This window comes from Peteryoungia ipomoeae, assembly GCF_004912165.1.
GTDB lineage: Bacteria > Pseudomonadota > Alphaproteobacteria > Rhizobiales > Rhizobiaceae > Allorhizobium > Allorhizobium ipomoeae.
This window is the reverse complement of the sequence record NZ_STGV01000003.1, coordinates 359,786-380,192: the sequence shown is the minus strand read 5'-3', so window position 1 is coordinate 380,192 and position 20,407 is coordinate 359,786. Positions and strand designations below refer to the sequence as shown.

The 20,407-nt window shown below is 60.0% G+C and carries 23 protein-coding genes; 16 read left to right on the top strand and 7 right to left on the bottom strand.

Features of this window, described 5'->3' with window-relative positions; all coding sequences use genetic code 11:
- Positions 1-67 precede the first annotated feature (67 nt).
- The 8 genes from FAA97_RS11650 to FAA97_RS11615 all read left to right on the top strand — a co-directional run bounded on the left by FAA97_RS11650 (position 68) and on the right by FAA97_RS11615 (position 7,301).
- Positions 68-1,045, top strand: coding sequence for a magnesium transporter CorA family protein (locus FAA97_RS11650; protein WP_136598695.1), 978 nt, complete (start codon positions 68-70; stop codon positions 1,043-1,045).
- Positions 1,046-1,060: 15 nt separating this feature from the next.
- Positions 1,061-2,962 carry a potassium transporter Kup gene (locus FAA97_RS11645; protein WP_136598694.1) on the top strand — a complete coding sequence of 634 codons (1,902 nt, stop codon included), beginning with the start codon at positions 1,061-1,063 and terminating at the stop codon, positions 2,960-2,962.
- 162 nt (positions 2,963-3,124) lie between these two features.
- Positions 3,125-4,303 (top strand): cell wall hydrolase, encoded by a 1,179-nt coding sequence (locus FAA97_RS11640; RefSeq protein ID WP_136598693.1) that lies wholly within the window; start codon positions 3,125-3,127, stop codon positions 4,301-4,303.
- A gap of 370 nt (positions 4,304-4,673) precedes the next feature.
- Positions 4,674-5,036, top strand: coding sequence for an AtpZ/AtpI family protein (locus FAA97_RS11635; RefSeq protein WP_136598692.1), 363 nt, complete (start codon positions 4,674-4,676; stop codon positions 5,034-5,036).
- 57 nt (positions 5,037-5,093) lie between these two features.
- Positions 5,094-5,843 (top strand): F0F1 ATP synthase subunit A, encoded by a 750-nt coding sequence (locus FAA97_RS11630; protein WP_136598691.1) that lies wholly within the window; start codon positions 5,094-5,096, stop codon positions 5,841-5,843.
- Between the two features lie 72 nt (positions 5,844-5,915).
- A complete protein-coding gene (locus tag FAA97_RS11625; protein ID WP_136556245.1) occupies positions 5,916-6,143 on the top strand; it encodes a F0F1 ATP synthase subunit C in 228 nt (75 codons plus the stop codon).
- Between the two features lie 82 nt (positions 6,144-6,225).
- On the top strand, positions 6,226-6,816 hold the full coding sequence (locus tag FAA97_RS11620) for a F0F1 ATP synthase subunit B (RefSeq protein WP_136598690.1): 591 nt from the start codon (positions 6,226-6,228) through the stop codon (positions 6,814-6,816).
- Positions 6,817-6,821: 5 nt separating this feature from the next.
- Positions 6,822-7,301 carry a F0F1 ATP synthase subunit B gene (locus tag FAA97_RS11615; RefSeq protein WP_136598689.1) on the top strand — a complete coding sequence of 160 codons (480 nt, stop codon included), beginning with the start codon at positions 6,822-6,824 and terminating at the stop codon, positions 7,299-7,301.
- Between the two features lie 185 nt (positions 7,302-7,486).
- Here the strand turns inward: FAA97_RS11615 and FAA97_RS11610 are convergent, their stop codons facing one another.
- Together FAA97_RS11610 and FAA97_RS11605 are read right to left on the bottom strand one after the other, a co-directional pair.
- Positions 7,487-8,143 (bottom strand): ribonuclease HII, encoded by a 657-nt coding sequence (locus FAA97_RS11610; protein ID WP_136598688.1) that lies wholly within the window; start codon positions 8,141-8,143, stop codon positions 7,487-7,489.
- A 132-nt stretch (positions 8,144-8,275) separates the two neighbouring features.
- On the bottom strand, positions 8,276-9,433 hold the full coding sequence (locus FAA97_RS11605; protein WP_136598687.1) for a PA0069 family radical SAM protein: 1,158 nt from the start codon (positions 9,431-9,433) through the stop codon (positions 8,276-8,278).
- Positions 9,434-9,561: 128 nt separating this feature from the next.
- Between FAA97_RS11605 and FAA97_RS11600 the strand changes: the two genes are divergently transcribed.
- Positions 9,562-10,083: a glycosyltransferase family protein gene (locus FAA97_RS11600; protein WP_136598686.1), complete on the top strand. Its 522-nt coding sequence runs from the start codon at positions 9,562-9,564 to the stop codon at positions 10,081-10,083.
- A gap of 15 nt (positions 10,084-10,098) precedes the next feature.
- Here FAA97_RS11600 and moaB read toward each other — a convergent pair whose 3' ends face one another.
- From moaB to FAA97_RS11580, 4 genes are all read right to left on the bottom strand, one after another.
- On the bottom strand, positions 10,099-10,650 hold the full coding sequence (gene moaB, locus FAA97_RS11595; RefSeq protein WP_136598685.1) for a molybdenum cofactor biosynthesis protein B: 552 nt from the start codon (positions 10,648-10,650) through the stop codon (positions 10,099-10,101).
- Entirely contained in the window at positions 10,647-11,564 is a 918-nt protein-coding gene (locus FAA97_RS11590) for a 4-(cytidine 5'-diphospho)-2-C-methyl-D-erythritol kinase (protein ID WP_136598684.1), read from the bottom strand. The genes moaB and FAA97_RS11590 overlap by 4 nt, the downstream gene beginning before the upstream one ends.
- A 5-nt stretch (positions 11,565-11,569) precedes the next feature.
- Positions 11,570-13,381 (bottom strand): tetratricopeptide repeat protein, encoded by a 1,812-nt coding sequence (locus FAA97_RS11585; RefSeq protein ID WP_136598683.1) that lies wholly within the window; start codon positions 13,379-13,381, stop codon positions 11,570-11,572.
- 120 nt (positions 13,382-13,501) lie between these two features.
- The gene (locus tag FAA97_RS11580; RefSeq protein WP_136598682.1) at positions 13,502-14,518 is read right to left on the bottom strand and encodes a polyprenyl synthetase family protein; all 1,017 of its coding nucleotides are present in this window, start codon (positions 14,516-14,518) and stop codon (positions 13,502-13,504) included.
- Between the two features lie 106 nt (positions 14,519-14,624).
- On the opposite strand from FAA97_RS11580, the gene FAA97_RS11575 reads away from it, so the two are divergent.
- From FAA97_RS11575 to FAA97_RS11545, 7 genes are all read left to right on the top strand, one after another.
- Entirely contained in the window at positions 14,625-14,855 is a 231-nt protein-coding gene (locus tag FAA97_RS11575) for a putative signal transducing protein (protein ID WP_136598681.1), read from the top strand.
- A gap of 20 nt (positions 14,856-14,875) precedes the next feature.
- Positions 14,876-15,655, top strand: a complete 780-nt coding sequence (locus FAA97_RS11570) for a tRNA1(Val) (adenine(37)-N6)-methyltransferase (RefSeq protein WP_136598680.1) — start codon at positions 14,876-14,878, stop codon at positions 15,653-15,655.
- 97 nt (positions 15,656-15,752) lie between these two features.
- Positions 15,753-16,616, top strand: coding sequence for a S49 family peptidase (locus tag FAA97_RS11565; protein ID WP_136598679.1), 864 nt, complete (start codon positions 15,753-15,755; stop codon positions 16,614-16,616).
- Positions 16,617-16,647: 31 nt separating this feature from the next.
- The gene (locus FAA97_RS11560; RefSeq protein WP_136598678.1) at positions 16,648-16,845 is read left to right on the top strand and encodes a hypothetical protein; all 198 of its coding nucleotides are present in this window, start codon (positions 16,648-16,650) and stop codon (positions 16,843-16,845) included.
- A gap of 120 nt (positions 16,846-16,965) precedes the next feature.
- Entirely contained in the window at positions 16,966-18,093 is a 1,128-nt protein-coding gene (locus tag FAA97_RS11555) for a sensor histidine kinase (protein WP_246041420.1), read from the top strand.
- 124 nt (positions 18,094-18,217) lie between these two features.
- Positions 18,218-19,150, top strand: coding sequence for a glycine--tRNA ligase subunit alpha (locus tag FAA97_RS11550; protein ID WP_136598868.1), 933 nt, complete (start codon positions 18,218-18,220; stop codon positions 19,148-19,150).
- Between the two features lie 116 nt (positions 19,151-19,266).
- Entirely contained in the window at positions 19,267-19,998 is a 732-nt protein-coding gene (locus FAA97_RS11545) for a DUF3800 domain-containing protein (protein WP_136598676.1), read from the top strand.
- Here FAA97_RS11545 and FAA97_RS11540 read toward each other — a convergent pair.
- Complete coding sequence (locus tag FAA97_RS11540; protein WP_136598675.1) at positions 19,995-20,396, bottom strand: response regulator; 402 nt, start codon at positions 20,394-20,396, stop codon at positions 19,995-19,997. The genes FAA97_RS11545 and FAA97_RS11540 overlap by 4 nt on opposite strands.
- Positions 20,397-20,407 lie beyond the last annotated feature (11 nt).

Here is a 20,407-nt window from a genome sequence, read left to right as displayed (position 1 = left end):
GCAGCCCGGCCTTGTGATTTGGTGCCGCGCATTTGCCGGTAACGGTGCGAAGCGAAGGTGATCCTCGGTGATCAGGGCCTATCGAAAAGACGGCAGTGCCGATGTGATCCTCCCCGATCCGTCATACGGGGAAATTTCCGATACCGTGCTTTGGCTCGATCTCATCAATCCGAGCCGCGAAGAAGAGCTCTTCGTTGAGCAGAGGCTTGGCATTCCCCTGCCAACGCGCGACGAGTTGAAGGACATAGAACCCTCAAGCCGGCTCTATGTCGAAGACGACGCACTCTATATGACGGCGCCGTTGATCTATCGCGCCGATACGGATCTGCCCCTTTTGACGGATGTCGCATTCATTCTGCACAAGGATCGGTTGATCACTGTCCGCTACGCCGAACCGAAGGCGTTCAATCTGTTCATCCAGGCGCTTGCTCGCGGCTATGGACGAAAACACACCGGCGCGGTTCTCGCCTGCAGGCTTCTGGAAGCCGTTGTCGATCGCACCGCAGAGGTCCTGGAAACGCTGGCCGGCCGGCTCGACAACCTGTCGCTGACGGTATTCGTTGATCGGAAAGCCGCCAAGCGCCGCGCTCCTCGGTTCCTGGAGGGCAAGCTCCTGGATATCGCCAGCCATCATCAGCTCGTCAGCAAGGTTCGAGACAGTCTGGTGTCTCTATCGCGCCTCGTTGCCTTCCTGCAATCGCAGCCGATGGTGCGCAGCGACGCCGAAAGTGCAGAACTGTGCAACCTGCTCCTGCGCGACCTTCAATCGCTCGGAGAGCATGCGGCCTTTATTGCCAACAACATCACCTTCATGCTCGACGCGTCTCTCGGGCTGATCAGCCTTGAGCAGAACGCGATCATCAAGATCTTTTCGATCGCCTCCGTGGTGTTTCTGCCGCCAACCCTCGTGGCCTCTGTCTACGGCATGAACTTCAAGTTCATGCCGGAACTTGACTGGCATTTCGGATATCCGCTGGCCCTTTTCGCCATGCTGGTCTCCGCCGTTCTACCCTTCCTGTTTTTTCGTTGGAAAGGCTGGCTCTGAAGAGCCTGTGATCCCATGCACCCTAGTGATAGCCAGCCGGTGGCTGGCCCGGAAGGCGCACGTCGCCTGCTTTATCTTGCGCTCGGCTCTGTCGGTGTCGTCTATGGCGATATTGGAACCAGTCCGCTTTACGCCTTTCGCGAGGCGCTGAAGCCGATCAGCGCTGATGGCATTGCACGGGCCGAGGTCATCGGTCTCATCTCCCTGATGATCTGGTCGCTCTCCATCATCGTCACCCTTAAATATGTGCTCTTCCTGCTGCGCGCCGACAATGACGGCGAGGGTGGCACGCTCTCGTTGCTGGCGCTTCTGTCGAAGTCAGCCAATGGTCATGGCCCGATCCTGATGGTGCTCGGCCTGATTGGCGCCGCCCTTTTCCTCGGCGATGCCATGATCACGCCTGCCTTGTCGGTGCTTTCGGCCGTGGAGGGGCTCAAGCTTGTGGCGCCCAGCCTCGAAAGCTTTATCGTGCCGATCTCGCTCGGCATCCTCTTCGGCCTTTTTGCCATACAGTCGCACGGGACGGGGGCTGTCGCCCGTTTCTTCGGTCCAATCACGGCGCTCTGGTTTATCGTCATGGCGATCGGCGGCGGCATCCATATCTTTGATGACGTCGGCATCTTTGCCGCCTTCAATCCTTGGTTTGCTGTCACCTTTCTCTGGCACGAAGGGTTTGTCGGGATCGTGGTTCTGGGCGCTGTCTTCCTTACCGTGACCGGGGCTGAGGCGCTCTACGCCGATCTCGGGCATTTCGGTCGCAAGCCCATTCAGCTCGCCTGGTTTGCGCTCGTCTTTCCGGCTCTCGTCATTAATTATCTCGGTCAGGGTGCTTTGGTCCTGAAGCATCCGGAAACGGCGTCTGATCCCTTTTTCCTGATGTTTCCCGGCTGGGCGCTGCTGCCCATTGTGGTCCTGGCGACTTTTGCAACGATCATCGCCAGCCAGGCGGTCATCACCGGCGCCTTTTCGCTGGTGCGCCAGGCCATCCATCTCGGTTTCCTGCCGCGGATGCAGATCCTCTTCACCTCCGAAAGCCAGACCGGCCAGATCTATCTTCCCTCGGTCAACACGCTGCTCTTGATCGGCGTTCTGGCGCTTGTCCTGGCCTTTGAAAGCTCCGAGGCGCTGGCCACGGCGTACGGGATCTCCGTCACCGGAGCGATGGTGGTTACCTCGATCATGGCGTTCGAATTTGTCCGAAAAAGGTGGAAGTGGAGTGCATTGACGGCGACGATGGTGCTGCTGCCTCTGCTCTCGCTGGAAATGGTCTTTCTGGGAGCAAACCTCCTGAAGATCCAGGACGGTGGCTATATCCCCGTCCTGCTTGCTCTGGCATTCACCGTGATCATGTGGACCTGGCGCCGGGGCACCGCCATCCTCTGGGAAAAGACCCGGCGTGACGATATCGCGCTCGAAGACTTCGTTTCCATGATCGAGAAGAAGGCAGAGCATGGCCCGGCGAGGGTCAGCGGCACCGCAATCTTCCTGACAAGCGACCCCTCGCGGGCACCGGCAGCGCTGATGCATAATTTGAAGCACAACCACGTCATCCATGAGCGCAACATCATTCTGACCATCAAGACCGTCGGACGGCCGCGGGTGGCGGAGGAGGATCGATTCGTGGTCGAAGAGGTGTCCGGCGCCTTCGCGCGCGTCGAGATCAGGTTCGGCTTCATGGAAAGCCAGAACGTGTCGAAGGCCTTGACGTCGTTGAGAAGGGGAGGGCTGAAGTTCGACATCATGTCGACCTCCTTTTATCTCGGCCGGCGCAAGCTGGTTGCTGGTCCGGGTATGGGCATGCCGCACTGGCAGGACAGGCTCTACATTGCGCTGGCGGAAGCGGCGGCGGATCCCTCGGACTATTTCCGCCTTCCTGCCAGCCGCGTCATCGAGCTTGGCTCGCATGTTGTGATTTAAGGCACAGTCAAAAACTATTTTCGGCCGGCCGCCTTTGGCCGGCCTTTTTCCTATGGCGGAACAAAGCCAACCCCGATCACCGGCGATGTTAACCCTCCATCAAGGTTAACGGGAGATAGTCCTTTCATCTTGTCGTCTGTCTTGCGTCGGTTGTGTCGGAGTATGGCTTTGCGTTCCTCATCCCGCTTGTCGAAAAATGCCCGGTCCCGCATGGAGGCTTGGGCTTCGCCGCTGGTGTTCGGTCTTGCCTCATGGCTGATCTTCCCATCCGTTGCAGCACAGGCTGATCTGGCAGGCTTGATTGCCGGTGCTGATCGTGGGGCCAACAATTGGCGCATGGTGATGACGGCAACGCCAGCCGGCTCGATCCACGAGGCCAAGCTTGCCTTTCTGGCCGCGGAAGGTTCCGAAACGCTCTCAGGCGGCGGCGTGATCCTGCCCGATGGTCGGCGTATTGCCTTTGATGGCGGCAAAACCAGCGAAAACCCCTTGCCCGACGAAATGCGCGTCACGCGCGATCTGAAAAAGGGACGTGTTGTGGTGGTGCAGCCCATGCTGCCGCCACGTGCCTTCTCGGCGGGCTCGATCCTGCAACGCACCAGCTTCATGCTGGAGCCTGACACGGCAGAGCCCTCGGCCTTCGTCAAAAGCAAGGCCACATCGGGACAGGTCGAGCTTGCGAGCTTCTATTTCCGGCGCGATACGCCAAAAGTCGATCCGTCGCTCTCGCCGATGGTGGCAGAGCTTGTAACCAACACGCAGCCTGATGTTCTGGCAACCGCCTATGCCCCGCCAGCGCCTGACTTCGCAACCGTCTCGCCCTTCGATTCGATCCTGAAGGACGAAGATGCAGCCAATGGCCGCTTCGTGCCGCAGATCGACCCCAAGGATCACGCCTGGGCGGCAACGCCACTGCCGCCGCATGTCTTTTCCGAGAAGGAGCAGAAGTGCCTGGCGCAGGGCATCTACTTTGAAGCGCGCGGCGAATCGGTGAAGGGGCAGGCGGCTGTCGCCCAGGTCATCCTCAACCGCGTCCGCAATCCGCATTATCCCAATACGATCTGCGGCGTCGTTTATCAGAACGAGAATATGCGCAATCGCTGCCAGTTTTCGTTTGCCTGCGACCGCATTCCCGACATCGTCACCTCGCCGCGCCACTGGAAGGTGGCAAAGGAGATTGCCATGGCTGTTACCGCTGGCAAGATCTGGTTCAAGGATGTCGGATCGGCAACCCACTATCACGCCACCTATGTGCGTCCGAACTGGGGGCCGACGATGAAGCGGGTGGAAAAGATCGGCAAACACATCTTCTACCGCACCTTTGGCGGCGGCTGGAGCTAATCCAGGCACTCCGATCTTGAACCCCTTCAAGTTTGAGGGGCGCACAAACAGGTTCAGGCCCCAACACCCCGTCGATCACGGCCATAGGCGCTGGCGGGTCTCGGCAATCCCGAGATTCTGATGCCAACTTGCGACGAAGTGACCCAAATTGTCGTCCGTCATGTCTGGCGAATCGCCAGAAAGCGACTATCTAGCTGAAATTAAACGGTTAATTTGTCGTGAAACTTGGCGCTTCGGTGCCTTGACTATGCAAGGCCTCAAAATTATGGTGCGCGCGACTTCAAAGCGGGCCGGAAGGGGTAAATCTCCGCCGTTCTTGCATGCGTTTCGGGCCAGGTTGAGGCTCAAACAAGGCGGAGCAGGGGAACCCATGACGGACAACCGGGAAGAAGGTCTGGAAGAGCGACGCAAACGACTGGCAGAAGAGCTGTCCCAAAGGGACAGCATGGCCAGGGACGGGGAACGCGCGGAGAGCAATGCCGAGGAAACCCGCAAGGGTTACGGAATGGCGATGAAGATCTCCAGCGAATTCATCTCCGCCATCATTGTTGGCGCCATTCTGGGCTATCTTTTCGACCATTTTGTCGGTACGTCGCCGTGGGGCATGATTGTCATGCTGCTGATCGGTTTCTGTGCCGGCGTGCTGAATGTCATGCGGGTCGTCGGGGTTGTGGCTTCACCACATCCGGCAGACCGCAAGATGGACTTGAAAGACAGGGGCGACGGTCGCTGACGCGGTCGATCCGGGACTAAGGTGACCGCTTCGGCGGCAAAAACGAAAGAGCAGAGCGTGGCAAACGATCCAACTTCCCAGTTTCTTGTGAAGCCGATTGTACCGATCGAAATTGGCGGGATCGATTTTTCGTTCACCAATGCGTCGCTCTTCATGGTCGCGACTGTCGCGGCCGCTTCCGGTTTTCTCTACTTCTCGACCGCCAATCGCGGTCTGATCCCGACGCGCATGCAGTCGGTTGCCGAAATGGCTTATGAATTCATTGCCTCGATGCTGCGCGAAGGTGCGGGCTCGAAGGGAATGAAGTTCTTCCCCATGGTGTTCTCGCTGTTCATGTTCGTCCTGACGGCGAACCTGCTCGGCATGTTCCCCTACTTCTTTACGATCACCAGCCAGATCATCGTGACCTTTGTGCTCGCGCTCTTTGTCATCCTGACGGTGCTGATCTACGGTTTCTACAAGCACGGCCTGCATTTCCTGTCGATCTTTGCGCCGTCGGGCGTGCCGGGTGCACTGCTGCCGATCGTATCGCTGATTGAGGTTGTGTCCTTCCTCTCGCGTCCGATCAGCCTTTCGGTTCGTCTGTTCGCCAACATGCTGGCCGGCCATATCACGCTTAAGGTTTTCGCAGGCTTCGTGGCCACCATGGGTGCGCTTGGCCCCCTCGGTGTGGCTGGCGCTGCCTTGCCCTTGCTCATGACGGTCGCCATGACCGGTCTCGAATTTCTCGTTGCCTTCCTGCAAGCCTATGTCTTCGCGGTACTGACCTGCATGTACCTGAATGACGCCGTGCATGGTGGCCACTGAGAATAAAGTCGCTGGCCCCGGCCACCCGGGTGTCAAAAACAGCCGCAACAACCCATTCGAAGGAGTATCCATATGGAAGCGGAAGCAGCAAAGTACATCGGCGCGGGTCTCGCATGCCTCGGCATGGCTGGCACCTCTCTCGCTCTCGGCCGTATCTTCGGTGACTACCTGACGGGCGCACTGCGCAACCCGTCGGCTGCCGACAGCCAGTTTGGCCGTCTGGTATTCGGCTTCGCCGTTACGGAAGCTCTGGGCATCTTCTCGCTGCTCGTTGCTCTCCTTCTCCTGTTCGTCGTCTAATCAGCGACTGGAGTTCGGGATCACGGCTTGCTGATAGGCAGCCGTGATCCCGCGCATTTTGAGCATACACCTGGAGGTGAGCATGTTTGTGACCCCCGCCTTTGCAGAGGAAACTCCGGCAGAAGGCCAGCTTCACACCGAGACCGGCGTTGCCCATGACGAAGGCCACGGCGCGACCGTATTTGGTCCGTTTGATACGACGACCTTCCCGTCCCAGATCCTCTGGCTGGTGATCACCTTCGCGGTCTTCTACATGCTCATGCAGAAGGTCATCGTGCCGCGTGTCGGTGGCATTCTTGAAAACCGTCATGACCGGATTGCGCAGGATCTCGACGAGGCAGCCCGCCTCAAGGCCGAGGCCGATGCAGCAATCGAGACTTATGAGCGTGAATTGACAGCCGCCAAGGCGAAGGGCGGGCAGATTGCTGCCGCGGCTCGCGATGCTGCCAAGGCAAAGGCTGATGCCGAGCGTGCCGCAATCGAAACGGAACTTTCCGCCAAGATTGCCGCCGCCGAAACCCGCATTGCCGACATCAAGGCCAAGGCGTTTGCTGAAGTCGACACCATCGCCATCGATACGGTCGGTTCGATTGTCGAACAGCTGATCGGCACCAAGGCGACAGCCGCCGACATCAAGGCCGCCGTTTCCGGCGTTGCCAAGCAGGGAGCCTGAGGGTCATGGACGCAACATTCTTTGCCCTGGTTGGCCTTGTTCTCTTCTTCGTTCTGCTCGCCTTCCTGAAGGTTCCCGGCATGATGGCCAAGGGCCTCGATGCCCGCGCCGACAAGATCCGTGACGAGCTGGCTGAAGCCAAGCGTCTGCGCGAAGAGGCGCAGCATCTGCTGGCCGAATACCAGCGCAAGCGCAAGGAAGCTGAAGCGGAAGCCGCAGCCATCGTGGCTGCTGCTGAGCGCGAGGCAGCTGCCCTGACGGCAGAAGCAAAGCAGAAGACCGAAGAGTTCGTTGCCCGTCGCAACGCACTTTCCGAGCAGAAGATCAAGCAGGCCGAAAGCGAAGCGGTCAACGCCGTGCGCGCAGCCGCTGTCGATCTCGCAATTGCCGCAACCGAGAAGGTTCTGGCCAAGAAGGCAGATGCGGCCGTTCAGCAGCAGCTGTTCAGCGCAGCCGTCGGCGAGGTCAAGGCGCGGCTGAACTGAGCTGCCGCCTAAGGCAACAAGAATTGGTTTTGAAATGCCTCGGTCGTATCGCGACCGGGGCATTTTTTTGGCTTGGTTAGCTGGTGGATGCGCGCGCCCATTTTCCGACAAGCGGTAGGCCGATGCGGCGGATGGCCGCTTCGGCGGGGCGCTTTAAGCAGCGGAGAGGCCGAGTTGCCTCAGGTCTATGCAAAAAGTTTGAGCGAGCCAAAACTCATGCGGTGAAGAGGGCAGGGGCCATGCACGGCAATTGCGCTCCGATGCCTCTCGGTTCCATAGCCGGCATGGATCTCAAAGCCATAGGCAGGATAGACGACACCGGCGCGCGCCATCATGCGATCACGCATCACCTTGGCGATGATGGAGGCAGCCGCTATCGAGACCGAGCGGGCATCCCCCTTCACCACGGCGTCGCCGCTACAGGCGAGCCCCGGCGGAACATCGCGGCCATCAGCAAGCACGTGGCGCACCGCAACCGGCAGGCCCGCCACGGCACGGCGCATGGCATCAAGGCTTGCCTTGCGAATGTCGATCCGATCGATGCTGCGCGGCGAGGAGGAGGCGATTGCAACCTCCCCCATGCTCAGGATCTCTTCATAGAGCGCCTCACGCTGGCGAAGGGTCAGCTTCTTGGAATCGTTGAGCCCGGCCGGGATCCGGTCAGGCTCGAAGACGACGGCTGCGGCCACAACGGGCCCTGCAAGCGGACCGCGTCCGGCCTCATCGGTTCCCGCCACGGGCCACGTGCCGCGCAACTGCGCCCGAAGCTCGAAAGAAAAGTCCGGCATTAACGGAAGCTCGGCAAAGAGGCCGGGAGAATCGGGTGGCGTGCGGCGTTTCATGCGGCAGAAATCGCACGCGCACCCGACCTCCTGCAAGTCCCCGGTCCCATTCGCGATGAAGGCGAAAGGGGGCGGCTCCAGGGACCATCCGGCGCGAGGCGGCGGACAACCGCGCCGGAAGCTCATGAATATCTACAGCAGAGACAGTTGGACCCCGTCGCTGTTCGGCGAGACGAAGAGATCCTCGCGCAGATGCAGGCTGCGGCGCATCAGGCCAAGGCGTTTGGTGGCCATCTCGAACCGGCGGCTGATCTGCCAGGCATAGGGACCTGCTCCCTTCATCCGCTTGCCGAATTCGGCATCATAGTCCTTGCCGTCCCGCATGGAGCGCACGAGCGACATGACGTGGCGATAGCGATCCGGATAGTGCTGCAGCAGCCAGTCGCGAAACAGCGGGCTGACCTCAAGCGGCAGACGCAGGAGCACGTAGCTCGCTTCAGTGGCGCCCGCTGCCTTGCCGGAATCCAGCACACGTTCGATTTCATGATCGTTGAGCGCGGGAATGACCGGCGCCATCATCACGGCCACCGGAATGCCGGCTTCCGACAATGCCTTGATTGCCTCAAGCCGCTTGGCTGGAGTGGAGGCGCGCGGTTCCATGCTTCGAGCAAGCTTGCGGTCCAGCGTCGTTACCGAAATCCCGACTTTGACCAGACCCCGCGCTGCCATCGATTTCAGAATATCGATATCCCGCAGGATCAGCGCCGACTTCGTCACGATGACGATCGGGTGGTTGGCCTTGTCCAGCACTTCGAGCAGTTGTCGCATAATGCGCCATTCCCGCTCGATCGGCTGGTAGGGGTCGGTGTTAGTGCCAATTGCAATCGGCTTCACCTTGTAACCCGGCTTCGACAGTTCCCGCTCAAGCAGCCTTGCGGCATCGGGCTTGGCAAACAGCTTCGCCTCAAAATCCAGTCCGGCAGACAGACCCATATAGCTATGGGTCGGGCGGGCGAAACAATAGATGCAGCCGTGTTCGCAGCCCCGATAGGGGTTGATGGAACGATCGAAGGGAATGTCGGGCGACTCATTGCGGGTGATGACCGTGCGCGGCTTTTCCACCTGCACCTCGGTCTTGAAGGCCGGCATATCCTCGAGCGTCTGCCAACCGTCATCGAACGCCACGCGCTCCTGGCCTTCAAAGCGCCCCGACGGATTCAAGCCTGCACCACGTCCACGCCGACGATCGATCTCGATCCGCAGGCCGGAGGCATTCATCATCGCATCGGCAATATCTGCCGTATGGCCGGGCTGAAATGCAGCCTGGCTCGCAAGAGACAGCTCGGTCATGTTGGCTCCTCGCGGGATCTGCGCCCGCTCAATGACTATTTTCCTACCGCAAAAATGAGAACAATGCAAGAACAAACTTCAGGATTCTGCCTGTGGCAAAAGTTTGTGCAATGCGTTAGATATGGGCAATGCTCACCGTCATCATGGAATGCCGCGATCACGAACCGGAACTTGCACAGACGCTCGCGGCCCTTGTGGCCGGTGCGGTGGAAGGGGTTATCAGTGATGTCGTGGTGCTTGATCATGAGGCATCGGACGGCTCATCCTTCATCGCGGATGCGGCCGGTTGCCGTTATTACCGGCAATGGGATATCCGCACCGTGATTGCCGAAGCCCGTGGGGAATGGCTTTTGCTTCTCGAACCCGGTGCCCGGTTTGTCGCGGGCTGGATCGAGGAGATTGCGGAATACATGGCGCTCAATGCCCAGCCTGCGCGGTTTTCCGAGGCGCGAGCCTATCGGCTGCCCTTCTATCGGCGGCTCACGCGCAGCCGGCCGCCTCTGGAAAACGGTCTTCTTCTGCCAAAGCGGCAGGCTTTGGGGCTGGCAAGCAGTGGCGGTGAATTGCTGCAGTTGACGCAGGTCGCAAAGCCGCGCCGGCTCGCCTGTGAAATCATTCCGTCCTGGGTCGCGCGTCAGGTGCGGACTTGAACCCTCGCGGGTGGTTTAAGGCGTTGCGCCGCGTCGCAGATGTTCGTCCAGCCGCGGCATAATCTCAACGAAATTGCAGGGCATGTGACGGTAGTCGAGCTGCCCCTTCAGGATGCCGTCCCAGGCGTCCTTGCAGGCGCCGGGTGAGCCGGGCAGCACGAAGATAAAGGTCGCATTGGCAACGCCGCCCGTCGCGCGCGACTGGATCGTGGAGGTGCCGATCTTGTCGTAGGAAATCCGATGAAAGACTTCCGAAAAGCCATCCATGCGTTTTTCAAACAGCGGTTCAAGCGCCTCGGGTGTCACATCGCGCCCGGTAAAGCCGGTGCCACCAGTGGTGATGACAACGTCGATGGTGTCATCCTTGGTCCAGGCCTCGACCTGCGCACGGATCAGCGCCGTGTCGTCGGTAACGATGGCGCGGGCCGCGAGCCGATGGCCGGCATCTTCAATGCGTTGAACCAGCGTATCGCCGGACCGGTCATCGGCAAGGCTGCGGGTATCTGAGACGGTCAGAACCGCGATGCCGACGGGCAGGAAGGGGCGGCTTTCGTCAATCCGGCTCATGGCACATCTCCGTCTCCAGCGGCAACCGTGTGGGTCAACAGTACATACCATTGCGGTCGATAGGCCGATAGCGCCAGTGCGGCTCGCATCGCCGCGCGTTCGCTTTCGTAAAGGCCAAAGCAAGTGGCGCCGGATCCGGACATGCCGGAAAAAAGCGCCAGGCTCTCGCGTAGAAGGCCGCAGGTTTCAGCGATTTCCGGCACCAGCGCTTCGGCCGGCGGCTGCAGATCATTGCGAAGGCCGGCGAAGCTCTGCAGCCAGGCATTCGCATCTGGGCTTTCCGGCAATGGCCCAATGGGCGGATTGTCGCGCCGTTCAAGGTTCTGAAAGATCTCCGGGGTGGAGACAGGCTGCAAGGGGTTGACGAGTACCATCGGATAGGAGGGCAGGGCGACGGGCGCCAAGGTTTCGCCAATGCCTTCAGCCCGCAATGGCTTTGACATCAGGCACATCGGAACATCAGCCCCGAGCGCCAGCGCCAGCGTCTGAAGCGAAGCCGGTGGCACATCGCATTGCCATAGCCTCAAAAGGCCGCGCAGCGTGGCCGCGGCATCCGCCGACCCGCCACCAATGCCTGCCGCCACCGGCAGTGTCTTTTCGAGGCGAATGGCAACCGGCGTCGTCTTCTGCCCCGATGCTCCAACCAGCGCCCGCAGGCGGTCGCGCGCCTTGATCACGAGGTTGTCGTCGGGGGGCACAGTACCAAGGCTTTGGGCAAAGGCACCGCCCAGCGTCAGGCTGTCGGTCTCCGCCACCTCGAACCGAAGTTCGTCGCCATCTTCGGCAAATGTCACGAGGCTGTCGAGGAGGTGATAACCATCCGCGCGCCGGCCCGTCACATGCAGTGCGAGATTGATCTTGGCGCGCGCGATTTCCTCGACGCGCGCCATCGTGTCTGGCCCATTGAGCGACATGAGATTTACGTCTTCTTGTCGTCTTTCTTGGGTTCTGCTGCAGGCTTTGCATCAACCTTGGCCGCATCGGCCTCGATTTCCGGCAGGCCCTTGTCGATCTTCGCCTGGATCTTCGGGATCTCGGTTTCTTCAGGCTCGGAGGCAAGCGCCCGCTTCCACTGATAGGTCGCTTCCAGCTTGCGGCCAACGCGCCAATAGGCATCGCCGAGGTGATCGTTGATGGTGGCATCGCCCGCGCGAAGCTCGATGGCACGCTCCAGCTCGACGACGGCCTCCTCGAACCGACCCAGACGATAATAGGCCCAGCCGAGCGAATCGACGATGTAGCCATCGTCAGGACGCAGTTCGACAGCCTTCTTGATCATCTCCAGGCCTTCCTGGAGATTGCGGTTCATGTCGACCCAGGAATAGCCGAGATAGTTCAGAACCTGCGGCTGTTCGGGATTGAGCTCCAGAGCCTTGTTGAAGTTCGGCTCGGCCTTTTCCCACTGCTTCAGGCGTTCATAGGCAATACCGCGCTGGAAGAAGACCGACCAGTGATTGCGCTGAGGCCGCGGGCCGATGATCTCGATGGCGCGATCATAGTTCTCTGCCATGGCCTTGTAGTCCTTGGCGTCCGAGAGCACGCTGCCATAGGCAAGGTAGCTTCGCACATCATTCGGATCAGAGGCGATCAAGGCCTGCAGATGCTTGCGCGCCTCGTCAACCTTGTCCGTCTGGGCAAGGGTCAGACCAAGCTGCAATTCGGAAATGCGCCGCATCGGCGAACCTTCCGGTACCTGGCGATAATAGGCGATCGCCTTGTCCTGCTGTTCCGCTTTCTCGGCAATGCCGCCGAGCAGGATCAGCGTGTCGGCAGCATCCTTGTCCAGCGCGCGTGACAGCTGCAGGTACATCATCACGGTGTCTTCGGCGCCATCGCGGTTCAGCGCGCCGCCAATGGAAAACAGGACACCTGCGGCACCCTGCGCTGCCATTTCAACGGTCGGCAGAACCTCCTCGTCCTTCTCGATCCTGTCGCGCAGGGCATTGAAGGGAGCGTAATTGCTGATCATCTCGTCGCCGGCCGAAAGCGCATCGAGTGCCTTTTGCTTGTTGCCGGCGCGTGCTTCCAGCGTCGCAAGCGCAATGACGGCGCGGGCAAACGTATCCGGGGCCGTTGCGCCACCGTTGCGATCGGTGATCGCTTCGGTCAGTGCCGGGCGGGCAGCGTCCACGTCGCCGGCTGCCGCTGCCATGACGCCGAGATTATAGTTGCGGAAAATGCCGTACCAGCCTGGCCCATCGAGTTTCTTGACCATGTCCATGGCCTTCGTCTCGTCGCCGTCGCCAAATGTCGACCAGGCGATCAGAAGCTGGTTCATCAATCTGTCGAGGTCGTTCGGACCCTTGTAGTTCAGAACCTTGGCCGCAGCCTCGAAGTCGCCGTCGCGGATCGCCTTGAAGGCGAGGGTCACGCTGGTCACGCGCTCGACGGACTTGTCGTTTTCAAGCGTCTTGGCAAGGGCTGCGCCCTCATCGAATTGGCCGTTCATCAGGAGCGTGATCATCAGCCGCTGCTGCAGTTCCAGTTCGTTCGGCGCAAGCTCGAGCGCCTTCTGATAGAAGCGAACCGCATTGTCGTAGTCACGGTCCGCTTCCGCCGTGCGAGCAGCAAGATAGGCGCCGGCAAAGGAATCGACCTGGGCAAGATCAAGTGTTTCCGCTTCCTGTGCCTTTGCAGTCTCGGTCGCAAAGGCGACGGAGGTCTGTGCCGTACCCAGCAGAAGAACAAGGGCCGTACTGGCCAGGATACGAGAGACGAGACTTTGCCGCATTGAATTTGGCCTTTCAGAACCGAGGGCGAGCGCGTGCATCGCGCGCGCGTATGCGCAACAGTGATTCATTAGAGAATGGCTTTTTTGAAGCAGCCTTACAAGGCAATCGCCATTCTCGCGTCAATTCACTCGGGAAATGCAGAAGTCGATCACGTCGTTCAACGCATGTTTCCAAGCCGTGTCAGGCAGTGGCGCAAGGGCGTCGCGCGCAATCGTGCCGTAGTGCTGCGCCCGCTGGATCGTGTCATTCAATGCGCCATATTTGGCAATCAGCGAAAGCGCGCGTTCCAGCCGCTCGTCGTCGCTCTGGCCGCCTTCAATGGACTGTTTCCAGAACTCGCGTTCCTCCGCCGTGCCGCGGCGGTAGGACAGAATGACCGGCAGCGTGATCTTGCCCTCGCGGAAATCGTCACCGACATTCTTGCCGGTTTCGGCCGACTTGCCACCGTAATCCAGCACATCGTCGACCAGCTGGAAGGCAAGACCCAGGTTCATGCCGTAGGATTTCAGCGCGCTGCGGGTGGCCTTGTCGGTCTTGGCGACGATCGGGCCAACTTCGGCGGCCGCTGCAAAGAGAGCGGCAGTCTTGGCGCGGATCACGGCAAGGTAATCGTCCTCGGTGGTTTCCATGTTCTTGGCGACGGAAAGCTGCAGCACTTCGCCTTCGGCAATCACGCAGGCCGCGGTCGAGAGAACATCGAGCGCGTCGAGCGAGCCCACTTCCACCATCATGCGGAAGGCCTGGCCGAGCAGGAAATCGCCGACCAGCACGCTCGCCTGGTTGCCCCAGATGGTCCGCGCCGTCGACTTGCCGCGGCGCAGGTCGCTTTCATCCACCACGTCGTCATGCAGGAGGGTTGCCGTATGCATGAACTCGACCGAGGTCGCGAGCTTGATATGGTGATCGCCCTCATAGCCGAACATGGCAGCGGTTGCCAAAGTCAGCATTGGGCGCAGCCGCTTGCCGCCGGAGGAAATGAGGTGATTGGCAACCTCCGGGATCATCTGCACATCGGAGCCGGCCTTGGACAGGATCAGCTGGTTGACGCGCTCCATGCCGCTCTTTGTCAGGTCCACCAATGGCTTGATGGATGCCTGTTTGTTTTTGTTGTCTTCAAGCGGTATGACTACGCCCAACGCACCGGACTCCTGTTCGAAATGTGTCCGACCATAAAAAGCCAAGACCGCAACGGCAAGGGGCGAATTGTCCCGCCATCGCGGCCAAAGGGGTTTTCGGCCTGATATGCACGAAATCATACGCAGCAACGATATAGTTCTCATGTCCTTTGCCGAAAGCCTGATGCGGGATGCAGGGATCGCCTCCATGGTGGCCGATCAATCCATGAGCGCGCTTGAAGGCTCGCTCGGCATGCTGCCGCGCCGTCTGCTGGTCGATTCAGATCAGGTCGATCAGGCCCGCCGCATCCTCACCGATGCAGGACTGGGTGCCGAACTGCGCAACGACGATCTCTGAACTTCGGGGGAGCCATCCTCGTGGGGACGGATAGGGAAACCATCGACGCCTTTCATCGTGGCGCCTTCCGGCTGGTTCAGCCGATCGGACGCGGGCATCGCGCGGGCATGGATGCCATGCTTCTGGCATCTCTTGTTGCGGATGACAGGGCAATCCGTATCGCCGATCTTGGGGCAGGGGCGGGTGCTGCCGGCTTGGCGGTGGTTGCACGGCTGCCGCAGGCTCAGGTGCTGCTCGTCGAGCGCTCACCCGACATGGTCGATTTTGCCAGACGCAGTCTGGCGCTGCCGGAAAACGCAGCGCTTTGCAAGCGGGCCGAAGTGCTGGAGGCGGATGTCAGCCTGACCGGCAAGGCACGGGTCGCCCAGGGCCTTCTGGACGATTGCTTCCATCACGTCATCATGAACCCGCCCTTCAACGATCCCGGTGACCGCAAGACGCCGGACAGCCTGAAGGCGGAAGCTCATGCGATGACGGAGAACCTCTTCGAGAGCTGGATCCGCACTGCCGGTGCCATCGCCAGGCCCGGTGGACAGCTGTCGCTGATCGCAAGGCCGCAATCGATAGCCGAGATCATTGACGCCTGTGGCAAGCGGTTCGGCGGCCTGGAGATCACGGCCATCCATCCGCGCGCCGGCGAGAATGCGACCCGCATTCTGGTAACCGCGATCAAGGGCTCGCGCGCGCGGCTGCAGATGCGCGCGCCCCTTCTGATGCATGATCAGGACGGTAGCCACGCCTTCGCCAAAGTGGTCGACGACCTGAACAATGGCCGCAAAGCCTATCCGCGTTTGCGTTGATTTCCCTTAATTTTTCAGGACCGCCATTGCGTTTGCCCGCCGGCATCTTACATCTCACTTGAATGCTTTGAACGGCGATGAGGAGTGTATTGCGGCAATGGCAGAGTTTTTGAAGCGACTGGTTCCCCAACGCTTTCGCAAGGACGGCGTAGTCATCCCGGTCGTGCGCCTGCACGGACCCATCATGAGCGGTGGTTCGAAGTTCCGCCCGACGCTCAATCTGGCCTCCGTTGCGCAGCAGCTCGACAAGGCCTTTGCGATGAAAAACAGCCCGGCCGTGGCGCTCTCGATCAATTCGCCGGGCGGATCGCCGGTTCAGTCGCGCATGATCTTCGACCGCATCCGGGCACTTGCCGAGGAGAAGAAGAAGCGCGTTCTCGTCTTCGTCGAAGATGTGGCTGCGTCCGGCGGTTACATGATCGCGCTTGCCGGTGATGAGATTATCGCGGATGCGACTTCAATCGTCGGATCGATCGGCGTGGTCTCCGGCGGTTTTGGCTTTCCGGAGCTTTTGAAGAAGATCGGCGTCGAGCGCCGTGTCTATACGGCAGGTGAAAACAAGGTGATCCTTGATCCCTTTCAGCCTGAAAAGCAAAGCGATATCGACTATCTGAAAACCCTGCAGCTGGAGATCCATGACATCTTCATCGAGATGGTCAAGGCGCGTCGCGGCACGGTCCTTGCGGATGATCCGGATCTGTTTTCCGGTCTGTTCTGGACAGGGCGGAAGGGACTGGCGCTTGGTCTGGTCGATCGTCTCGGAAACCTGCGCGACGAGGTTCGTACCCGTTACGGGGCTGATGCCCGCATAGAACTGATCGGTGCGCCAAAGGGGCTCTTCGGTCGCCGCACTCCGGGTGTGGGCGGCCTCATGGGCGCAGATCAAATCGCTGCACAGGCTGCCGCGGGCCTTGCCGAGACGCTGGAAGAAAAGGCAATGTGGGGCCGCTACGGCCTCTGAGCCGGGCGGATGTGACCTCAGGGAGGGCTGATTGGCGCAGCTGATATTTCTTGGACTTCTCGTCGGCGGCGCCTGGCTGCTCTACAATCGCTTCGTCGCGGACGCTAAAAAGCTTGCGGCGAGGTCCCGTGCCGAAGAACGGGAGCGGGAAAACGACGCTGTCGGCACATTGGTCAAGGATGAGGTGACTGGCGAATACCGATTGAAGAAGCACGACCAGCAGTCCTGATCGGTCAGGGGATCAGTGCCTGCCGGTCGTTCGGTTGACGTATTTCGAGAAGGCGCTAGAGAATGCCGGTGAAGGCGTTGCTTTGGGCGTCGATATCTGGTTCTGAGGTCTATGCTTACGATGGAAATGTTTCGGGCCTTGCCAGGTTCGGTGGCGCGCGAAATGGAACGGTTCGACTGGGGGCAGACCTCTATCGGTCCGGTGGAGACGTGGCCTGCGGCGTTGTTAACCACGATGCGCCTCGTTTTGTCGTCCCGCCAGCCCATGTGTTTCTGGTGGGGGGAGGACCTTCTTCAATTCCACAACGACGCCTATCTGCCGATGCTGAGTGGCCGTGCAAATGCACTCGCGCAACCCTTTCGCCAGTACTGGTCGGATGTGTGGGATGGCGTGGAGCCCTTCGTCATCAAGGCGCTTGCCGGCGAGGGGACCTGGATCGAAAACCTGCCCCTGAACATGGTTCGTAACGGTTGCCCGGAAGAGACCTACTGGACGTTTTCCTACAGCCCCCTCTACGGTGACGATGGCCGCGTTGCCGGTCTGCTCAACGTGGTCACGGAAACGACGGCCGCGGTACGCGACAGGCGAGCCCTGGAGGAAGCCTATACGGTTGCCCGCGCGCATCTCGATCAGCAGCAGAAGCACGAGGAGGAGCTGAAGCTCCTCAATCGTGAACTGGCGCATCGGATGAAGAACACGCTGGCCATGGTACAATCCATCATCAGCCAGAGCCTGCGCAATGCCACGTCGATCCCGGAAGCCGCGGCCACCATCGGCGGGCGCATCCAGACGCTTGCCAAGGCACAGGATGTCCTCACCGGTATGAGCGTGACCGCAGCCGAGATTTCGGCAATTGCCCGCACGGCGGTCGCACCACACGTCGATGCCGAGAACCGCGTGCTGATCGACGGGCCGCAGGTATATCTTTCGGCGCAGCAGGCGCTCGGGCTTTCGCTCGCAATTCACGAACTTGCCACCAATGCCACGAAGTACGGTGCGCTCTCCGTGCCCCAGGGTCAGGTCAGGCTTTCCTGGGACCAGCAGCCGGACCAGGGCTTCACCTTCGACTGGCGCGAAAGCGGTGGTCCGATGGTAATCGAGCCTTCCCGTCGCGGTTTCGGTTCGCGCCTGACGGAGCGGGTGGTCTCGGATCTCTTTAACGGCACGGCGGGCATTCGGTTTGAACCGGAAGGCGTGTCCTTTTCCCTGGTCGGCAAGCTGCAGGATGCTGCGGACCTGGAAAGATGATCGCCGGAACCGCCTGATCTCCGCCTCCGGCGCTTGACCCTTTTGTCTCCTCATGGCACCAGACGCGCCAATCAGAGATGAAACGCGGATGGATTGCCCGATGACCACGCCCCTTGCCCCGCACATGGACCCGAAGCGCTCGTTCCAGGCGCTTATCCTGACGCTGCATGCCTATTGGGCTGACAAGGGCTGCGCGGTGCTTCAACCCTACGACATGGAAGTCGGCGCCGGCACCTTTCACCCCGCGACGACATTGCGCGCGCTGGGGCCAAAACCCTGGAAGGCAGCCTATGTGCAGCCTTCGCGCCGTCCTTCTGACGGTCGCTACGGCGAAAACCCGAACCGGCTGCAGCATTACTACCAGTATCAGGTGATCCTGAAGCCAAACCCCTCGAACCTGCAGGAGCTCTATCTCGGCTCCTTGAAGGCGATCGGGCTGGATCCGCTGCTGCATGATATCCGCTTCGTTGAGGATGACTGGGAAAGCCCGACACTGGGCGCCTGGGGCCTTGGCTGGGAATGCTGGTGCGACGGCATGGAAGTCTCGCAGTTCACGTACTTCCAGCAGGTTTGCGGCATCGAGTGTTCGCCGGTGGCCGGTGAGCTGACCTACGGCCTGGAACGCCTCGCCATGTATGTTCAGGGCGTCGACAATGTCTACGACCTCAACTTCAACGGCCGCGAAGGCGAAGAGAAGATCTCCTATGGCGATGTCTTCCTGCAGGCCGAGCAGGAATATTCCCGCCACAACTTCGAATACGCCGATACCGAAATGCTGCATCGCCATTTCATCGATGCCGAGAAGGAATGCCAGGCGCTGCTCGCCGCAGGCGCCCCTTCAGACAACGACAATCAGCGCCTCCACAAATGCGTGTTTCCGGCCTATGACCAGTGCATCAAGGCAAGCCACGTCTTCAACCTGCTCGATGCGCGCGGCGTCATCTCCGTCACCGAACGCCAGGCGTATATCGGCCGCGTCCGCGCGCTGGCAAAGAGCTGCGGCGAAGCCTTCCTCATGACGGATGCCGGCGGCATCAACTTCGGCAAGGCCGTCTAAGTCTGCACGCATTGCGCGAAATTGACTTTCGTGCCAATCTCTATTATATGTAGAGAGCGGTCGAGAGAGCTGCCCTTGTAGTTCACTGAAGCCTTTGGTTTCGCTCGGCCGCCTTCATGTATCTTCTCTATGTCGATGACGCAGGTTCGATACCAAACAAGAGCGAAAGGCATTTCGTTCTAGCCGGGATCGCTGTGTTCGAGCGACAGGTATATCACCTTGATCTACTTCTGAACGACCTTGCGCGTAGCATCGTGGCAGAGGAAGCGCGCACTCTGGAATTTCACGCCAACGAGATGCAGTCAGGCCGCAATAGATGGCGTCGCTTGGGCTCCAAAGAGACGCGCCGTGCCTATCTTTGCGACGCCCTGCGCTGTGCCGATGGTCTCAAGGGTGAGTGGGCCCTGTTTGGGATCGTCGTTGAAAAAGAGGCCATGCCACATGAGGATGTCATGGAGTACTGCTTCGAGCAGCTCTGCAACCGATTTGATCATTTCCTCAGGCGGATGCATCGCCGCCGCAATACGCAGCGCGGCATCATCATTATGGATGAATCAACGAAAGAGACACGTTTACAGGAACTGGCACTCAACTTTCGCACCCATGGTCATCGCTGGGGCAAGCCGCGCAATCTGGTTGATGTGCCGTTCTTCGTTGATTCCAAGGCGACCCGTCTCGTCCAATATGCCGACATGGTGGCGTATGCTCTCTGGCGGGCTTACGAGCATCAGGACCACCAGTTTCTGGATGTAATCGCGCACAGGTTCGATCGAGCAGGGCGTGCTATGCACGGCCTCCATATCGTCAGCCTAGAGAATGAACTCGTAGAGGGCGCTATCGATCTTTAAAACTCCAGCCCTGCCGCGACCCTGTTTTCGAGACGGACCACCAATCCATTTATCTTGGCCATGAGCACATCGAAGTCGACGGGTTTGGTGAGATAGATCTCCGCGCCAGCTTCGAGGCCCTCGATCATCTTCCCGCGGTCCGTCAAAGCCGTCAGGAAGAGGAAGGGCATATTGGTCAATTCCGGATGATTGATCTGCAGTTCGCCGAGCAGGGAGAGCCCGTCCATTTCAGGCATGGTGATATCGGAGATCACGATGTCCGGCCGCTCGTGCAGGATCCGTTCGAGCCCTTCCTTGCCGTTTTCCGCTTGCAGAACGCGGATGCCCGCATCCTCCAGCTCTTCCGATATCAGTTCCCGGACGTCTTTTTCGTCCTCAACGCATAAGACGGTGATCATGACGTTACCTT

Coding starts and splice junctions, on each gene's coding strand:
- moaB (WP_136598685.1), bottom strand. CDS start 10,650: ATGAGCCGGATTGACGAAAGCCGCCCCTTCCTGCCCGTCGGCATCGCG.
- FAA97_RS11645 (WP_136598694.1), top strand. CDS start 1,061: ATGCACCCTAGTGATAGCCAGCCGGTGGCTGGCCCGGAAGGCGCACGT.
- FAA97_RS11590 (WP_136598684.1), bottom strand. CDS start 11,564: ATGTCGCTCAATGGGCCAGACACGATGGCGCGCGTCGAGGAAATCGCG.
- FAA97_RS11585 (WP_136598683.1), bottom strand. CDS start 13,381: ATGCGGCAAAGTCTCGTCTCTCGTATCCTGGCCAGTACGGCCCTTGTT.
- FAA97_RS11625 (WP_136556245.1), top strand. CDS start 5,916: ATGGAAGCGGAAGCAGCAAAGTACATCGGCGCGGGTCTCGCATGCCTC.
- FAA97_RS11610 (WP_136598688.1), bottom strand. CDS start 8,143: ATGAAACGCCGCACGCCACCCGATTCTCCCGGCCTCTTTGCCGAGCTT.
- FAA97_RS11575 (WP_136598681.1), top strand. CDS start 14,625: ATGCACGAAATCATACGCAGCAACGATATAGTTCTCATGTCCTTTGCC.
- FAA97_RS11605 (WP_136598687.1), bottom strand. CDS start 9,433: ATGACCGAGCTGTCTCTTGCGAGCCAGGCTGCATTTCAGCCCGGCCAT.
- FAA97_RS11635 (WP_136598692.1), top strand. CDS start 4,674: ATGACGGACAACCGGGAAGAAGGTCTGGAAGAGCGACGCAAACGACTG.
- FAA97_RS11550 (WP_136598868.1), top strand. CDS start 18,218: ATGGACCCGAAGCGCTCGTTCCAGGCGCTTATCCTGACGCTGCATGCC.
- FAA97_RS11615 (WP_136598689.1), top strand. CDS start 6,822: ATGGACGCAACATTCTTTGCCCTGGTTGGCCTTGTTCTCTTCTTCGTT.
- FAA97_RS11600 (WP_136598686.1), top strand. CDS start 9,562: ATGCTCACCGTCATCATGGAATGCCGCGATCACGAACCGGAACTTGCA.
- FAA97_RS11640 (WP_136598693.1), top strand. CDS start 3,125: ATGGCTTTGCGTTCCTCATCCCGCTTGTCGAAAAATGCCCGGTCCCGC.
- FAA97_RS11555 (WP_246041420.1), top strand. CDS start 16,966: ATGGAAATGTTTCGGGCCTTGCCAGGTTCGGTGGCGCGCGAAATGGAA.
- FAA97_RS11565 (WP_136598679.1), top strand. CDS start 15,753: ATGGCAGAGTTTTTGAAGCGACTGGTTCCCCAACGCTTTCGCAAGGAC.
- FAA97_RS11620 (WP_136598690.1), top strand. CDS start 6,226: ATGTTTGTGACCCCCGCCTTTGCAGAGGAAACTCCGGCAGAAGGCCAG.
- FAA97_RS11545 (WP_136598676.1), top strand. CDS start 19,267: ATGTATCTTCTCTATGTCGATGACGCAGGTTCGATACCAAACAAGAGC.
- FAA97_RS11540 (WP_136598675.1), bottom strand. CDS start 20,396: ATGATCACCGTCTTATGCGTTGAGGACGAAAAAGACGTCCGGGAACTG.